This window comes from uncultured Amaricoccus sp., assembly GCF_937858865.1.
GTDB lineage: Bacteria > Pseudomonadota > Alphaproteobacteria > Rhodobacterales > Rhodobacteraceae > Amaricoccus.
Genome location: NZ_CALLYO010000116.1, coordinates 1 through 15,403 on the forward strand (window position 1 = coordinate 1; position 15,403 = coordinate 15,403).

The 15,403-nt window shown below is 73.1% G+C and carries 15 protein-coding genes; 4 read left to right on the forward strand and 11 right to left on the reverse strand.

Annotated elements, in window-relative coordinates; all coding sequences use genetic code 11:
* The 10 genes from Q0112_RS03175 to Q0112_RS03220 form a co-directional block, all read right to left on the reverse strand.
* Positions 1-991, reverse strand: a 991-nt coding sequence (locus Q0112_RS03175) for a VWA domain-containing protein (RefSeq protein WP_297971298.1), incomplete at its 3' end; no start/stop codon positions are given.
* Positions 988-1,986 (reverse strand): VWA domain-containing protein, encoded by a 999-nt coding sequence (locus tag Q0112_RS03180; protein WP_297971301.1) that lies wholly within the window; start codon positions 1,984-1,986, stop codon positions 988-990. The genes Q0112_RS03180 and Q0112_RS03175, both read right to left, overlap by 4 nt.
* Positions 1,979-2,446: a DUF4381 family protein gene (locus Q0112_RS03185; RefSeq protein ID WP_297971303.1), complete on the reverse strand. Its 468-nt coding sequence runs from the start codon at positions 2,444-2,446 to the stop codon at positions 1,979-1,981. Before Q0112_RS03185 ends, Q0112_RS03180 begins: the two co-directional genes overlap by 8 nt.
* Entirely contained in the window at positions 2,446-3,393 is a 948-nt protein-coding gene (locus Q0112_RS03190; protein ID WP_297971306.1) for a DUF58 domain-containing protein, read from the reverse strand. The genes Q0112_RS03185 and Q0112_RS03190 overlap by 1 nt, the downstream gene beginning before the upstream one ends.
* Positions 3,390-4,370: an HAD family hydrolase gene (locus tag Q0112_RS03195; protein WP_297971309.1), complete on the reverse strand. Its 981-nt coding sequence runs from the start codon at positions 4,368-4,370 to the stop codon at positions 3,390-3,392. Before Q0112_RS03195 ends, Q0112_RS03190 begins: the two co-directional genes overlap by 4 nt.
* A 14-nt stretch (positions 4,371-4,384) precedes the next feature.
* A complete protein-coding gene (locus Q0112_RS03200; protein WP_297971312.1) occupies positions 4,385-5,374 on the reverse strand; it encodes a MoxR family ATPase in 990 nt (329 codons plus the stop codon).
* A 141-nt stretch (positions 5,375-5,515) separates the two neighbouring features.
* On the reverse strand, positions 5,516-7,078 hold the full coding sequence (locus Q0112_RS03205) for an arylsulfatase (protein WP_297971315.1): 1,563 nt from the start codon (positions 7,076-7,078) through the stop codon (positions 5,516-5,518).
* A 141-nt stretch (positions 7,079-7,219) separates the two neighbouring features.
* Positions 7,220-8,116 (reverse strand): U32 family peptidase, encoded by an 897-nt coding sequence (locus tag Q0112_RS03210; RefSeq protein ID WP_297971318.1) that lies wholly within the window; start codon positions 8,114-8,116, stop codon positions 7,220-7,222.
* A 2-nt stretch (positions 8,117-8,118) separates the two neighbouring features.
* A complete protein-coding gene (locus Q0112_RS03215; protein ID WP_297971333.1) occupies positions 8,119-9,096 on the reverse strand; it encodes a peptidase U32 family protein in 978 nt (325 codons plus the stop codon).
* Positions 9,096-9,635: an SCP2 sterol-binding domain-containing protein gene (locus tag Q0112_RS03220; RefSeq protein WP_297971321.1), complete on the reverse strand. Its 540-nt coding sequence runs from the start codon at positions 9,633-9,635 to the stop codon at positions 9,096-9,098. Before Q0112_RS03220 ends, Q0112_RS03215 begins: the two co-directional genes overlap by 1 nt.
* A gap of 123 nt (positions 9,636-9,758) precedes the next feature.
* Here Q0112_RS03220 and Q0112_RS03225 point away from each other — a divergent pair, with 123 nt between their 5' ends.
* Positions 9,759-11,324, forward strand: a complete 1,566-nt coding sequence (locus tag Q0112_RS03225; RefSeq protein WP_297971336.1) for a UbiD family decarboxylase — start codon at positions 9,759-9,761, stop codon at positions 11,322-11,324.
* Between the two features lie 18 nt (positions 11,325-11,342).
* Here the strand turns inward: Q0112_RS03225 and Q0112_RS03230 are convergent, their stop codons facing one another.
* Entirely contained in the window at positions 11,343-12,257 is a 915-nt protein-coding gene (locus Q0112_RS03230) for a LysR family transcriptional regulator (protein WP_297971323.1), read from the reverse strand.
* Positions 12,258-12,333: 76 nt separating this feature from the next.
* Here Q0112_RS03230 and Q0112_RS03235 point away from each other — a divergent pair, with 76 nt between their 5' ends.
* From Q0112_RS03235 to Q0112_RS03245, 3 genes are all read left to right on the forward strand, one after another.
* On the forward strand, positions 12,334-13,833 hold the full coding sequence (locus Q0112_RS03235) for a CoA-acylating methylmalonate-semialdehyde dehydrogenase (RefSeq protein WP_297971326.1): 1,500 nt from the start codon (positions 12,334-12,336) through the stop codon (positions 13,831-13,833).
* Positions 13,834-13,993: 160 nt separating this feature from the next.
* Positions 13,994-14,665 (forward strand): response regulator transcription factor, encoded by a 672-nt coding sequence (locus Q0112_RS03240; protein ID WP_297971328.1) that lies wholly within the window; start codon positions 13,994-13,996, stop codon positions 14,663-14,665.
* Positions 14,666-14,961: 296 nt separating this feature from the next.
* The coding region (locus Q0112_RS03245) for a TerC family protein (RefSeq protein WP_297971331.1) at positions 14,962-15,403 on the forward strand (442 nt) is incomplete at its 3' end.

Genomic DNA, 15,403 nt, shown 5'->3' on the forward strand with positions numbered 1-15,403 from the left:
TCCAGAACCAGCCGGCGAGGGTCTCACTGAGCCCGGCGGCGCGGGCGTGGCCGGGCGGGACGAGGGCGAGGGCGAGGAGGAGCGCCCCCCAGCGCAGCGTGGTGCCGCGGCGGAACCAGAGGAGGACGAGGAGCGCGGCCGGCAGCGCCAGCAGCCAGCCGTCGTCCTGCAGGCGGCCCTCGGCCCCGGCGGCGCGGGCGAGGCTGGAGGCGAGGGCGCGCTCGACGCCGCGGATGTCGGTGCCGTCGATGGTGGCCGCGACGGTGGCGACGTCGGCGCGGCGGGACCAGTCTGAGACCTCGGCGCCGGGGTCGGGGGCGACGATCAGCGCGGCGCGGGCGCTGCCGCCGGCCGGAAAGGCGGCGATGTCGGCGGGGTCGATGCCGTCGGTGACGAAGAGGACCGAACCGGGGGCCTCCTCCTCGGCGAGCAGCGTCTCGGCGAGGGCGAGGGCGGCGGAGGCGCGCCGGCCCTCATCGGGCATGATCGCGGGGTCGAGCGCCTCGAGGAAGGGCAGCAGCACGGTCGGGTCGTCGGTCAGCGGCATGACGAGATGGGCGGTGCCGGCATAGGCGACGAGGCCGACCCGGCCGCCGGCGCGGAGCGCGATGAGGTCGCGGACCTTCTGCTTCGCCCGCTCCAGCCGCGTCGGGGCGACGTCGGTGCCGGACATGCTCGGGCTGAGGTCGAGGGCGACGACGAGGGGCGCGGTCTCGGTGACGAAGGGCGACGGCGCCGGCCGCCAGGCCGGGCCGGCGGCGGCGAGCGTCATCAGCGCGGCGGCGCCGAGCAGGAGGTCGGAGGCGTGGAGGCGGGAGCGGGCGTCGCGGCCGATGGTGAGCGCGGCGAGCAGGTGCGGGGCGATGATGTCGCCGACGGCCGGCGCCTCGGCGGCGGCGCGGCGGCGGAGGAGGAGCCAGAGGCCCGCGAGCGGCAGGAGCGCGAGGAGCGCGAGGGGGCGGAGGAAGGTGAAGGCGGCGAGCGCGGTCATGCCGTCGCCTCGCGGCGGCGCGCCCGGCGGCGGCGGGCGACGGCGAGGGAGGCGGCGTAGGCGACGAGGACGAGGAGGACGAAGGCGGCGGCGGGGAGGGCGGCGAGCGGCGTGCGCGGGCGCCAGGAGGTGGTGGCGCCCTCGCGGGCGCCGGCGGCGTCGATCTGGTCGTAGATCGCCGCGAGGCCGGCGGCGTCCTCGGCGCGGTTGAAGCTGCCGCCGGTCGCCTGCGCGATCCCTTCGAGGGTGGCGATGTCGACCTTGTCGGCCTCGGCCGAGGCGTCCGGGTCGCCGACGGCGATGGTATGGATGGTGACGCCGTTCTGCGCCGCGATGTCGGCGGCCTTGGCCGGCGCCATGCGGCTGCCGGTGTCGGTGCCGTCGGAGAGCAGGATGAGGATGCGGGCCTCGACCTTCGATGCCTCGAACGAGCGGATGGAGAGGCCGATCGCGTCGCCGAGCATGGTGTTCTGGCCGGCCATGCCGGGCTCGAGGGTGGCGAGCAGCGCGCGGGCGGCGGCGGTGTCGCGGGTGAAGGGGACGAGGACGTAGGCCGCGCTGCCGAAGACGACGAGGCCGATGCGGTCGTCGCGGCGGCCGGCGATGAAGCCGTCGAGGACCGACTTCACCCCGTCGAGGCGGGAGCCGCGGGTGCCGTCGGGCGCGGTGAAGTCGCGGGTGTGCATCGAGCCCGAGATGTCGACGGCGAGCATCACGTCGCGGGCGGCCTCGCTGCGCTCCACGGGCGCGCCGACCCACTGCGGCTGCGCGACGGTGACGAGGACGAGCGCCCAGAGCGTCCAGGCGAAGGCCATCTGGGCGCGGGTGCGCGGCAGGACGACGGCGCCCTCGCCCTTGTCGAGGCCGGCGCTCGTCGCCTCGAAGAAGGGGATGCGCACCGCCTGCACCGTCTCCCGGCGCGGCGGGGCCAGCCAGAGGACGAGGAGCGGCAGCGGCAGGGCGGCGAGCGCCCAGGGGAAGGCGAGCTCAAGCATGGCGGCGGCGGATCCAGGCGCGGGCGGCCGCGAGCGCCGCCGGCCCGTCGAAGGCGGGGACCGGGCGGTAGGGGGCGGTCGCGAGGTCGCCGGCGAGCGGGCCGAAGCCGGCGCCGCTGTCGGCGAGGAAGCGCGCCCAGCCGTCGCCGGAGAGAGGCGCGACCTCGGGGCGCGGGGCGGTGGCGAGGGCGACGCGGCGGAGCAGCGTCTGGAGCGCGGCGAGGGCGGCCGGGTCGCCGGCCTCCAGGGCGGGCGCGAGGGCGCCGAGCTCGGCGAGGGCGGCGCGGCGCCAGGCGGTGGCGCGGCGGTGGCGGAGGAAGGCCCGGAGGCCGAGGGTGAGGGCGGCGAGGAGGAGGAGGGCGAGGACGGCCCAGGCCGGGGTCGCCGGCCACATCGGGACGGGCGGCGGCTCGGCGATGTCGTCGAGCTGGTCGAGGAGGTCGACGAGGCTCTCGCCCATCAGCGCCTCCGCGCCGGCGCCGAAAGGGGGGCGCCGAAGAGGCGGAGGAGCTGCGGGATCGTCGGCTCGCCGGCGCTGACCGGCAGGATCGCGGCGTCGAGCCGCTCCTGCCAGGCGAGGAGCGTGGCGATGCGCCCGGAGCCGGTCCCGGCGAGGTTGCGGCGGACGCGGGCGTCGGCGAGGTCGAGTTCGACCTGCAGGCGGCCGTCGCCGACGACGATGCGGCCGCTGGCCGGGGTCTCGTGCGCCGAGGGGTCGTGGACGATGGCGAGCAGGATGTCGTTGCCGCGGGCGATGCCGGTCAGGAGGCGGAGCGTCGCCGCGCCGGCGCCGTCGAAGTCCGAGACGACGAGGAGGAGCCAGTCGTGGGTGAGGATCTCGGCCGCGCGGGCGAGGGCGGTGTCGAGGCGGCCGGCGGCGCCGGCGGCGACGGGGGCCTCGGCGGAGAGCGCGAGGTTGGCGTCGGCGATGCGGTCGAGCAGGCGCAGGACGGCCCCGCGCGAGCGGCGGGCGGGGACGGCGTCGAAGCCCTGGTCGGTGAGGACGAGGCCGCCGACGCGGTCGCCCTGGCCGAGGATGCGCCAGGCGGCGAGGGCGGCGATCTCGGCGGCGGTGACCGACTTCATGTTGAGGACGGTGCCGAAGAACATCGACATCCGCTGGTCGACGAGGAGGAGCGCCGGGCGGTCGCGCTCCTCGCGGGTGACGCGGACGTGGGGGGCGCCGGTGCGGGCGGTGACCTTCCAGTCGATGGCGCGCACGTCGTCGCCGGGGAGGTAGGCGCGCAGCTCCTCGAACTCGAGGCCGCGGCCGCGCAGGCGGCTGGCGCGGCGGCCGGAGAGGGCGCTGCCGACCGGCTGGCGCGGCAGGAAGTCGAAGCCGCGCGCCCGCGCCTCGAGGCCCGCCAGGTGGGCGAGGTCGGCGTGGATGCGCGGGTCGAGGGTCATTGCTTCTCGAACGGGTAGATCACCTTCCAGTCGCTGGCCATGTCGATCAGGAGCCAGCCCTCGTCCGGCGCGGCGTCGAGGGCGCGGGCGAGCTGGCCGACGTGGCTGTCGCGGTCGTAGGCCCATTCGCGGGCGGCGTCGGTATGGTGGACGATGAGGCCGAGGTCGGGGCCGTCGCCGGCGGTGACGTAGTCGAGCATCTCGAAGTCGCCGTCGGAGTTGCCGAAGGCGATGACCGGGCGCTTGCCGATGTGGCGGAGGATGCCGACCGGCTTGCCGGCCTTGTCGTCGACGAAGAAGACCCCGGGCTCGCGGTCGAAGCGGGGCGGGCCGTCCTGGTCGTTGTAGGTGACCGCGATCTGCGAGCCGACGACCTGCTGCGGCGGGATGCCGTAGACCTGCTCGGCCCAGGGGCGCATGAAGTCGATGCCGCCGCCGGAGACGATCCAGGTCTCGAAGCCGTTGTCGCGCAGGTAGTCGAGCACCTCGAGCATCGGCTGGAAGACGAGGTCGGTGTAGGGCCGGTCGAAGCGGGGGTGGCGGGCGGTGGCGATCCAGTCCTTCACCAGCGCCTCGAATTCCTCGTTGGTCATGCCGGCGTGGGTGGCGGCCACGAGCTCGACGAGGCCCTGCTCGCCGGCGGCGCCGAGGGCGGCCAAGTCGCCGTCGAGCACAGCCTTGTAGGGCATCTCGTCCGCCCATTCGGGATGGTCGGCGGCCATCGCCCTGATCCGGTCGTTCACGAACATGCCCTGGAAGTACATCGGCTGCTCGGACCAGAGGGTGCCGTCGTTGTCGAAGGTCGCGATGCGGTCGTCGGGGGCGATGAAGCCCGGGCCGCCCTCGGCGGTGGCGGCCTGCACGAAGGCGACGATCGCCTGCTTCGTGGGGCCGTCGTTCCAGCTGGGCAGCGGGTCGTCCTGGGCGAGGGCCGGGACGGCGAGGAGGGCGGCGGCGAGGGTGGCGCGGAGGAACATGGGGCGCGGCTCCTTCAGGCGGGGGCGACGAGGGCGAGGAGGTCGGCGAGGACGGCGTCGGCGTCGCGGCCCTTGCCGCGCGCCTCGTAGGAGAGGCCGATGCGGTGGCGCAGGACGTCGGGGGCGATCGCCTGGACGTCGCCGGGCGAGACGAAGTCCGAGCCCTGCAGCCAGGCGTAGGCGCGGGCGGACCGGTCGAGGGCGAGGCCGGCGCGGGGGCTGGCGCCGAGCTCGATCTCCTTCGCGAGGTCGGACGAATAGCCGTCCGGGTTGCGGGTCGCGTTCACGAGGGCGACGATGTAGGTCTCGATCGCCTCGGCGACGTGGAGGGTCGCGATCTCGCGGCGGGCGGCGAAGACGTCGTCGACGGCGATCGGCGCGGCCTGGGGCTTCGGGGCATCGTCCCCGGGTGGGGCGAGCTTCGCCTGCTCCTCGGAGCGGACGAGGCGGACGACCTCGGCCTCGTCGGCGGGCGCGGGGTAGTCGACGAGGACCTTCATCAGGAAGCGGTCGGTCTGGGCCTCGGGCAGCGGGTAGGTGCCCTCCTGCTCGATCGGGTTCTGCGTCGCCATGACGATGAAGAGGTCGGGCAGCGGGTGGGTCTGCTGGCCGACCGTCACCTGGCGCTCCTCCATCGCCTCGAGGAGGGCGGCCTGGACCTTGGCCGGCGCGCGGTTGATCTCGTCGGCGAGGAGGATGTTGCCGAAGACCGGGCCGGGCTGGAAGCGGAACTCGCCCTTGCCGCCCTCGGAATAGTAGACGTCGGTGCCGGTCACGTCCGAGGGCAGCAGGTCGGGGGTGAACTGGATGCGGCTGAAGTCGGCCTGGAGGTGCTTCGCCATCGCCTTGACGGCGCGGGTCTTGGCGAGGCCGGGCAGGCCCTCGATCAGGAGGTGGCCGTCGGCGAGGAGGCCGATCAGCATCCGCTCGACCACGACCGGCTGGCCGAGCACCTCGGCGTTCATCGCCGCCTGGAGGGCGAGCATCGAGTCGCGGGCGGTCATGCGAGGGCCGCCCGCGGGGGCGATTTCGCGGATTTCGCGCGCGAAACTATAACTATCATATTGATTCCGCTGAGATTCGTCAGGTTAATTCTTTCTTGCCGAGGGGGTCGGAGGCTGCGCGCCTCCGACCGGGAGCGGCGGCTACTGGCCGCCGGCGGCGTTGCTGAGCTGCTGCTGGAGCTGCTCGGTGATCTGGTCGATCGAGAAGCTGGCCGGGCGCTGCGCCGGCGGAAACTCGGTGAAGGTGCCGAGGAAGTCCGCGACGTAGGCCTGCGCCGGGACCACCAGGTAGGCCTTGCTCAGCGTCCAGTCGTAGTAGGTGTTCGAGGTGATGTCGGCGCGCTCGTAGGGATCGGAGCGCAGGTCGAACATCTTCGGCACCCGCAGGTGGACGAAGGGCTCGGCCCAGATGGCGAGGGTTCCCTGCATCCGCTGCTCCTCGAAGACGAGCTTCCAGTTCTCGTAGCGCATGGCCACGAGATCGCCGTCGTCGTTGAAGTAGAAGAACTCCTTGCGGGCGCTGTCGGGCGAGGTGCCGGTCAGATAGTCGAGCTGGTTGTAGCCGTCGAGGTGGTTCTTGTACTCCGTGCCGTCGACGGTCGTGCCCTGCAGCAGCCGCTCCTTGATGTCGGTGTCGCCGGCGGCGGCGAGCAGCGTCGGGAACCAGTCGAGGCCGGAGAAGATGCCGTTGAGCTCGGTGCCGGGCTGGATGTGGCCGGGCCAGCGGATGAGCGCCGGGACGCGGAAGGCGCCCTCCCAGTTGGTGTTCTTCTCGCTGCGGAAGGGGGTGGTGCCGGCGTCGGGCCAGGAGTTCTGGTGCGGGCCGTTGTCGGTCGTATAGATGACGATGGTATCGTCGGTCACGCCGAGCTCGTCGAGCTTGTCGAGGATGCTGCCGACGACGGCGTCGGTCTCGATCATGCCGTCGGCGTATTCGGTGCGGGCGGTCAGGCCGGGCTGGTCGCGGTGCTCGGGGCGGACGTGGGTGCGGAAGTGCATCCGCGTGGTGTTCATCCAGACGAAGAAGGGGGTGTCGGCGTCGACCTGGCGCTGGATGAAGTCGATCGCCGCCGCCGAGGTCTCGTCGTCGACGGTCTCCATGCGCTTGCGGGTCAGGGGACCGGTGTCCTCGATCGTGCCGTCGGCGGAGGACTTGATGACGCCGCGCGGGCCGAACTGCTCGCGGAAGGCCGGATCCTGCGGGTAGTTGAAATCTTCCGGCTCCTCCTCGGCGTTGAGGTGGTAGAGGTTGCCGAAGAATTCGTCGAAGCCGTGCGCGGTGGGCAGGAACTCGTCGCGGTCGCCGAGGTGATTCTTGCCGAACTGGCCGGTGGCGTAGCCGCGGTCCTTGAGCGCCGAGGCGATGGTGACGTCGCTCGCCTGCAGGCCGACGTCGGCGCCGGGCAGGCCGACCTTGGAGAGGCCGGTGCGCAGCGTCGCCTGGCCGGTGATGAAGGTGGAGCGGCCGGCGGTGCAGCTCTGCTCTGCGTAATAGTCGGTGAAGAGCGCGCCCTCCGTGCCGATCCGGTCGATATTGGGCGTCCGGTAGCCCATCAGGCCGCGCGAGTAGATCGAGAGGTTGGTCTGGCCGATGTCGTCGCCGAAGATGACGAGGATGTTCGGCGGCGACGGCTGCTCCTGCGCAAGCACGGCGCCCGAGGCCGTCATGGTCAGGAGCGCGGCGGCGCTCAGGATTTTCAGCATAGCGGGGATCCTCCCTTTCCAGCGGGGAGAGAGTGGCACGATTCGGGCGCAGGAAGGAACCACCCGCCCGCGCATGGTGTCGCGGGGGTGTTCAGGGCAGTCCGCCCGGCGGATCGCCCGCCGGGACCGGGGCCGGCGCGGTCAGGCCGCGCCGGACCAGTGCGCGCCCGAGGGCCCGGCGGGGAACCCGTCGGAGAGCCGCCCGCCCGGCACCCGCCCGACGAGCGATGCGGCGAGCGCCGCGCCCGTCATCCGGCCGGCCAGCAGCTCGGCATAGTCGCGGCAGATGCCGGCGAAATCGCCGGTCTGCGGCGAGAGCCGCAGCGCCGCGACGCCCGCCGCGCGCAGCGCCTCCGCCTGCAGCGCCATGCTCGCCGTGCTCTGGCTCATCGTCTGCACGCCGTTCACCACGAGGAACTTCTGCCCGTCGAGCGTGTCGACCTCGCGCCCGTCGGGGTCCTCGCCGCAGACGAACTGGCAGCCGTCCTTGGCCCGGTCGTGCAGGCGCGCGTGGTAGCAGCGCCCGGAGATCGCCAGCGGCAGCCGGCCGTGGCCCCAGACCTCGACCGCCACCCCTGCCTCGCGCCCGGCCGCGGCCAGGACCGCGATCGAGGCGAGCGGCAGCTCGGGCGGCAGGCAGATGCGGGTTGCCCCGCGCCGCGCCAGCCAGCGGAGCGTGCTCTCGTTGTAGACGTTGACCATCGGGCCGACCCAGAAGGGCGTGCCGTCGGGGATGTGGCGCAGCGCGGTCAGGTCGTTGACCTCGACGGTCAGGCCGGCGGCCGCCAGGTCGGCGGTCAGCCGGCGCTCGCGCTTCAGCGTGACGAGCGCGAGGCTGGCCAGCGCCACCTCCTTGCCCGCCGCCTGCAGCCGCTCCACCGCCGCGGCGATCGCGTCCTGCCAGAAGGGCAGGCGCTTGGAGCAGACCCATTCGCCGATCGCCACCCGTGCGACCGGCGCCTCGGCCAGCCGGGCGTAGAAGGCGTCCACCGCCGCGGCGTCCCAGAAGAAGGCGTTCGGCCCGATCGTCAGGTCCATCGTCATCTCCACGTCTTGGCGTAGGCGCCGGTCGTCGTGGCCTGGCCCTCGGTCAGCCGCGCCAGCGCGCCTTCGGGCAGCGGGCGGCCCGCTTCCTGCGCCTCGACGGCGGCGCGGAAGCTGCGCACGACCTGCGCGACGTAGGCGCGCGAGCGTTGCCGTCCCTCGATCTTCAGGGCCGCGACGCCGGCACGCGCCAGCGCCGGGATGAGGCGGGTGGCGTCGAGGCTGACCGGGTCCTCGAAGATGTGCCCGGTCTCGGCGCCGGAGGTGAAGCAGCCCTTGCAGAGCGTCGGATAGGGCGCGGGGGCGTGCTTCGGCGTGCGGTGGATGGTAAAGCCGCCGAGGCGGGCGGCGAGCTCCGGGCCTTCCTCGGCATAGGCGACGTGGCTTGCGGGCGAGCAGACGCCGTTCATGTTGGGCGAGCGGCCGGTGGCGTAGGAGGAGAGCGAGCAGCGTCCCTCGGCCATCACGCAGAGGCCGCCGAAGACGAAGACCTCGGTCTCGACGTCGATCTCGCGGTTGATCGCGGCGATCTCCTCGACCGAGAGCACGCGCGGCAGCACCACCCGGCGCACCCCGAAGGCCTCGGTGTAGAGGTTGATCGCGTCGGGGTTGGCGGCGGCGGCCTGTACCGAGAGGTGGCGGCGCAGGCCGGGATGATGCTCGGCGGCGTGGGCGAGGAGCCCGAGGTCGGCGAGGATGACCGCGTCCGCTCCCGCCGCCTCCGCATCGGCCACCGCGCGGTGCCAGAGCGGCTCGCCGCCGGCGCGCGGGAAGGTGTTGATCGCGACCAGCACGCGGGCGCCCCGGGCATGGGCGAAGGCGACGCCCCCGGCCATTTCCTCGCGGCTGAAGTTCAGGCCGGGGAAGTTGCGCGCGTTGGTCTCGTCCGCGAAGCCGCAGTAGACCGCGTGGGCGCCGGCCGTGACGGCGGCGCGGAGCGCGGCGGGGGTGCCGGCGGGGCAGACGAGTTCCATCATGTATAGTCTCCGGTCGGCTCGGCGCGGTGCAGGGCGAGGCCGGTGATCCGCTCGGCCAGCGCGAGCGTCCGGCGCAGCGGCGCGGCGAGCGGGCCGCTCACCGTCGCGAGCTCCTCGGTCAGGTCGATCTCGGCGTCGTCGAGCGCGTTGCGCAGCGCCAGCACCGCCTCGGTGTCGCCCTCGATGGTCAGGTCGCGCGAGAAGAAGAGCGCGTCGCCGTCCTCGGTCCCGTGCAGCATGGCGAGGAAGGCCGCGAGCGGCCCGGCGAGCCGCGCGTCGTGCGCCGGCGGCCAGGTGCGGCGGTGGGCCGAAAGGGCGCCGGTGGCCGGGCGCAGCAGCAGCAGGAACGGCAGGTCGGTGGGGTCGATCAGGAAGCTGCGCCCGGCGTGCGGGCCCATCCGGCGCAGGATCCCGGGATGTTCCCTGGCCAGGTGGCGCACCAGCAGGCCGAGCATGGCGCCGAGCGGCGCCGGCGGCAGCGGCCCGGCGGCGAGGCGGAGCGCGGGCGGAACGCGCGGGAAGTGCGATCTGGGCATCGGATCCTCGGACCGGGTGTCCCGGACGGTAGGCGGTCTGCGTGCCGCTGGACTTGATCCTCGTCAAACCCGCGCGCTGATGCGGCTGCTACGCCGGACCGCGTCCGTGAGCAGGAGGCCGCCATCCGCAGTCTGCCGGTCTTCCCCGACCTGCGCGCCTTTCTCGGCTGGGCCGAGGGGCGCGGCGAGCTGCTGCGCCTGTCCGAGCCGGTGGCGCTGCGGCACGAGATGACGGCCGTGCAGCTCGCCTGCCTGCGCGCCGGCGGGCCGGTGCTGCGCTTCGACGCGGCGCGGCACGGCGACGGGCGGCCGGCGGCGATGCCGGTGCTGGCCAATCTCTTCGGGACGCCGGAGCGGGTGGCGGCGGGGATGGGCCTCGCGCTCGACGAGGTTCCGGCCTTCGGCGCGTTCCTCGCCGCGCTGCGCAGCCCGCCGCCGGTGGACGGGATGCGCGATGCGCTGTCGCGTTGGCCGCTGCTGAAGGCGGCGCTGGCGACGCGGCCGCGCGTCCTGCCCCGGGGGCCGGCGCAGGAGGTCGCGGCCGGGGCGGACCTGACGCGCCTGCCGGTGCAGACGCCCTGGCCGGGCGATGCCGGCCCGCTGATCACCTGGCCGGTCGTCGTCACCCGCCCGCACGGTTCGGAGGCGGCGCAGACCGGCCGCTACAATCTCGGCGTCTACCGGGCGCAGGTGCTCGGGCCGGACCGGCTGATCCTGCGCTGGCTCGCGCATCGCGGCGGCGCCGCGCATGCCCGCGGCTGGGCGGCGGCGGGCGAGCCGATGCCGGTGGCGGTGGTGCTCGGCGCCGATCCGGCGACGCTCCTCTCCGCCGCGCTGCCGCTGCCCGAGACGGTGTCGGAGCTCTCCTTCTCCGGCGTGCTGCGCGGCAGCCGGACCGAGGTGGCGCCGGCGCGCAGCGTGCCGCTGATGGTGCCCGCCCACGCCGAGATCGTGATCGAGGGCTGGGTGCATCCCGGCGAGACGGCGCCGGAAGGGCCGTTCGGCGACCATACCGGCTATTACAACGCTGTGGAGCCCTTCCCGGTGATGCGGGTCTCGGCGATCACCGAGCGCCGCGATCCGCTCTATCTCACCACGGTCACCGGGCGCCCGCCGGACGAGCCCGCGGTGATCGGCGAGGTGTTCAACACGCTCGCGCTGCCGCTGATCCGCGCCCAGATCCCGGAGCTGCGCGACCTCTGGCTGCCGCCGGCCGCCTGCTCCTACCGGATCGCGGTGGTGCAGATCGCCAAACGCTACCCGGGCCAGGCGCGGCGGGTGATGCTGGCGCTCTGGGGGATGCTGGCGCAATTCTCCTACACCAAGATGATCGTGGTGGTGGACGAGGACATCGACCCGCGCGACTGGGACGACGTCGCCTGGGCGATGTCGACGCGGATGGATCCGGCGCGGGACGTGGTGGTGCTCGACGGCACGCCGATGGACTATCTCGATTTCGCCAGCCCGCGCGCCGGGCTGGCCGGCAAGCTCGGCATCGACGCGACGACCAAGATCGGCGCCGAGACCGAGCGGGAATGGGGAAGGGTGATGGCGCTCGACCCCGCGCACGAGGCCCGCGCGGCCGAGATCCTGGCGCGGCACCTGCCGGGCAGCGGGGCGGGGCAAGCGCGCGCCGACGATCCGCGGCGTCTCCGGCGCGCGGAGACGGCCGGTCCCGCTTCGGTCTGACGGCCCCGCCTCTTGCGGCTACCGGCCGGTGAAGTCCGCCTGGGCTTCGCGGACCGCCTCGGTCAGGAAGTCGGCGGCGGCGCGGACGCGGGCGACGTCGCGCAGGTTCTCGTGGATCGCCAGCCAGTAGGAGCGGACGGTGCAGAGCTTCGGCAGGACGCGGACGAGGCCGCGGCCGCGGGTGAGATAGTCGTGCAGCGCGCCGATGCCGGCGCCGGCGCCGACCGCCTCGACCTGCCCGATGGCGCTGGTGATCTCGACCGACGAGCGCCAGCCGCGCAGGAACTCGGCCGCGTAGTTGAGGGCGGGCGCGGCGATCAGATCCTCGACGTAGCCGACGAGGCGGTGGCGGGCGAGGTCGGCCGGCTCCACCGGTGCGGGATGGGCGGCGAGGTAGGCGGGGGAGGCGTAGAGGCCGAGGCTGTAGTCGGTCAGCTTGCGGGCGACGAGCCGGCCCTTCTCGGGGCGCCCCACCATCACCGCGAGGTCGGCCTCGCGGCGGGAGAGGGAGAAGCCGCGCGGGGTCGGGACGAGCTGGACGGTCAGGTCCGGGTGCCGGTCGGCGAGGCGGGCAAGGCGCGGGGCGAGGAAGCCGACGCCGAAGCCGTCCGGGGCGCCGATCCGCACGACGCCGGCGGCAGCCGCCCCGGCGCCCTGCAGCCGGGCCTGGACGGCGAGCATCTCGGTCTCCACCCGCTCGAGCGTCTCGAGGAGCGCCTGGCCAGCGTCGGTCAGCTCCGAGCCGTGGGTGCGGCGGACGAGCAGCTTGGCGCCGAGCGCGGCCTCGAGGGCGGCGACGCGGCGGGAGAGGGTCGCCTGGTTGACGCCGAGCCTGCGCGACGCGCCGAGCATCTGGCCGGCGCGGGCGACGGCGAGGAACATGCGGGTGTCGTCCCAGTCGAGCCGGCCCGGTGCGAATGCGCCTTCGTGCATATCAGATCCTCATGCGAGGCGGTTGCTATTCGTGTCTTACAATGCGACCTCAGCCACAGCAAACATGGAGGAAGCGATGACCGATCTCAGCCACTATGTCTCGGGGGAGCGGGTGCCGGGCCGCTCGGGGCGTTTCGCCGACGTGTTCAACCCGGCGACCGGCGCGTCGGAGACGCGGGTGCCGCTGGCTTCGGTCGAGGAGGTCGGCGCGGTCGTCGCGGCGGCGAAGGCCGCCTGGCCGGCCTGGGCGAAGACGCCGCCGCTGCGGCGCGCGCGCATCCTCGACCGGTTCAAGTTCCTGCTGCAGGAGAACGCCGATCGGATCGCCGAGCTGATCTCGGCCGAGCACGGCAAGACCCACGACGACGCGCTGGGCGAGGTGACCCGCGGGCTCGAGGTGGTGGAGTTCGCGGTCGGCATCCCGCACCTGCTGAAGGGCGAGGTTACGGAGAATGTCGGGACCAACGTGGACAGCCACTCGCTCAGGCAGCCGCTCGGGGTGGTGGCGGGGATCACGCCGTTCAACTTCCCCTGCATGGTGCCGATGTGGATGTTCCCGGTCGCGCTCGCCTGCGGCAACACCTTCGTGCTGAAGCCCTCGGAGCGGGATCCGTCAGCGTCGCTCCTCATCGCCGAGCTGCTGACCCGGGCGGGCCTGCCGGCGGGCGTCTTCAACGTGGTGAACGGCGACAAGGAGGCGGTCGACGCGCTGCTGACGCACCCGGACGTCAAGGCGGTGAGCTTCGTCGGCTCGACGCCGATCGCGCGCTACATCTATGCGACCGGCACCGCGGCCGGCAAGCGGGTGCAGGCGCTGGGCGGGGCGAAGAACCACGCGATCATCATGCCGGACGCCGACATCGACATGGCGGTGGGGGCGCTGATGGGCGCGGCCTACGGGTCGGCCGGGGAGCGCTGCATGGCGATCTCGGTGGCGGTGCCGGTCGGCGAGGAGACGGCGAACCGGCTGATCGAGAAGCTGGTGCCGAAGATCGAGGCGCTGAAGATCGGGCCGGCGAGCGACCGGTCGTCGGAGATGGGGCCGCTGGTCACGGCGCAGCACCTCGCCAAGGTGAAGGGCTACATCGACCAGGGCGAGAAGGAAGGTGCCAAGGTCGTCGTCGACGGACGCGGCTTCAAGGCGCCGCAGGGCTACGAGGGCGGCTATTTCGTCGGCGGCACGCTGCTCGACGGGGTGACGCCGGACATGACGGTCTGGAAGGAGGAGATCTTCGGGCCGGTGCTGTCGGTGGTGCGGGCGACGAACTACCAGGATGCGGTCGATCTCGTCGGGCAGCACGAGTACGGCAACGGCGTGGCGGTATTCACCCGTGATGGTGACGCGGCGCGGGCCTTCGCGCACGACATCGAGGTGGGGATGGTGGGCGTGAACGTGCCGATCCCGGTGCCGATGGCGTTCCACTCGTTCGGCGGCTGGAAGGCGTCGCTCTTCGGCGACCACCATATGCACGGGCCGGAGGGGGTGCGCTTCTACACCCGGCTGAAGACGATCACCACGCGCTGGCCCACGGGGATGCGCGCCGAGGCGGAGTTCGTCATGCCGACGATGGGGTGACCGTTGCCGGAGGGAATGCAAGGGGGTCCGCGCCGATCGGCGCGGGCCCCCATTTCGCATGAGGGGGCGGTGCGGGCGATCCTCGTCCTGCCGCACATTTCCTTCACGATCGGGCGGCCGGCGGCTATCGTTGCGGGAAAGGGACGGTCGGGAGGGTGGGGTGCGGCTGCTTCTCGTCGAGGACACCGAGGACGTGGCGGAGGCGATCGTGGCGTCCTTCGTGCACCGGGGGGATGCGATCGACTGGGTCGATACGGTGGAGGGGGCCGGCGACATGCTGGCGGTGAACGACTATGAGGTCGTCATCCTCGACATCAACCTGCCGGACGGGGAGGGGACGGAGGTGCTGCGGCGGCTGAGGCGGCAGCGCAAGCCGACGCCGGTCTTGATGCTGACGGCGCGGATGGCGGTCGAGGACCGGGTGGCGGCGCTCGACATCGGGGCGGACGACTATCTGGTGAAGCCGTTCGACCTGCGCGAGCTGCAGGCGCGGGTGCGGGCGCTCGGGCGGCGGGCGGGGCCGGACCGCAGCGGGGTGATCGAGTTCGGCAGCCTGGCGCTCGACCCGGCCGGGCGGGTGGCGAGCTGCGGCGGGGCGCCGCTGCAGCTGACGCGGCGGGAGTTCAGCCTGCTCGAGGCGCTGATGGCCAACCGCAGCCGGGTCATGCCGAAGGAGCGGCTCTTCGACCGGATGTTCTCGATGGACGAGGAGGAGGTCGGGCTGAACGCGATCGAGACCTATGTCGCCCGGCTGCGGCGCAAGCTCGAGGGGAGCGGGGTCGCCATCCGGACGCTGCGCGGGCTCGGCTATCAGCTGGTCAGGGTGGATTGATCGGCCCGGGATGCCCGATCGGGCACGGGGTGGGCACGCGTGCCCACCCGGTCGGACCCCTTGTTTCATTGGGTTCTCCGGCTTTCTCTTAACCCGATGGCAATAGTGGTTAACGGTGTCCGGCCGCGCCGCCCGGCCGGCGAACGTCTGACGCATGCCCGCGCGATGGACCGCTTCCGACAGCGCCATGACAGGTTCGTCGGCTGAATGACCCGTCGGGGGAGGCGCGCCGGTGCGCGTGATTCGCCTGCGCGGCAAGGGGCCGCGCTTCCGAACGGACGCATCGAGGAGCCGCCATGACAGATTTCTTCGCACTCCACTTCGCCTTCCTCGCGACCCCGGAAGGCTGGGCCGCCATGATCACGCTGATCGCCATGGAGGTGGTGCTCGGCATCGACAACCTGATCTTCATCTCGATCCTGACCAACAAGCTGCCGGCCCAGCACCGGGTGAAGGCGCGGCGGCTCGGGATCTCGGGCGCGCTCGTCATGCGGCTGCTGCTGCTCACGACCATCGCCTACATCGTGGCGATGACGACGCCGCTCTTCTCGGCCTTCGGGCACGACTTCTCCTGGCGCGACCTGATCCTGATCGCCGGCGGGCTGTTCCTGGTCTGGAAGGCGACGAAGGAGATCCACCATTCGGTCGATCCGCTGGACCAGAAGGAGGACGCGGTCGGGCGCGCGGTCAGCACCACGCTCGGCGGCGCGATCTTCCAGATCCTGCTGCTCGACCTCG

Bases quoted from the DNA above. Each gene is read 5' to 3' on its own strand.
- Q0112_RS03200 (WP_297971312.1), bottom strand. From the start codon at position 5,374: ATGACCGCCCGCGACTCGATGCTCGCCCTCCAGGCGGCGATGAACGCC.
- Q0112_RS03205 (WP_297971315.1), bottom strand. From the start codon at position 7,078: ATGCTGAAAATCCTGAGCGCCGCCGCGCTCCTGACCATGACGGCCTCG.
- Q0112_RS03230 (WP_297971323.1), bottom strand. From the start codon at position 12,257: ATGCACGAAGGCGCATTCGCACCGGGCCGGCTCGACTGGGACGACACC.
- Q0112_RS03180 (WP_297971301.1), bottom strand. From the start codon at position 1,986: ATGCTTGAGCTCGCCTTCCCCTGGGCGCTCGCCGCCCTGCCGCTGCCG.
- Q0112_RS03220 (WP_297971321.1), bottom strand. From the start codon at position 9,635: ATGCCCAGATCGCACTTCCCGCGCGTTCCGCCCGCGCTCCGCCTCGCC.
- Q0112_RS03190 (WP_297971306.1), bottom strand. From the start codon at position 3,393: ATGACCCTCGACCCGCGCATCCACGCCGACCTCGCCCACCTGGCGGGC.
- Q0112_RS03235 (WP_297971326.1), top strand. From the start codon at position 12,334: ATGACCGATCTCAGCCACTATGTCTCGGGGGAGCGGGTGCCGGGCCGC.
- Q0112_RS03185 (WP_297971303.1), bottom strand. From the start codon at position 2,446: ATGGGCGAGAGCCTCGTCGACCTCCTCGACCAGCTCGACGACATCGCC.
- Q0112_RS03210 (WP_297971318.1), bottom strand. From the start codon at position 8,116: ATGGACCTGACGATCGGGCCGAACGCCTTCTTCTGGGACGCCGCGGCG.
- Q0112_RS03215 (WP_297971333.1), bottom strand. From the start codon at position 9,096: ATGGAACTCGTCTGCCCCGCCGGCACCCCCGCCGCGCTCCGCGCCGCC.
- Q0112_RS03195 (WP_297971309.1), bottom strand. From the start codon at position 4,370: ATGTTCCTCCGCGCCACCCTCGCCGCCGCCCTCCTCGCCGTCCCGGCC.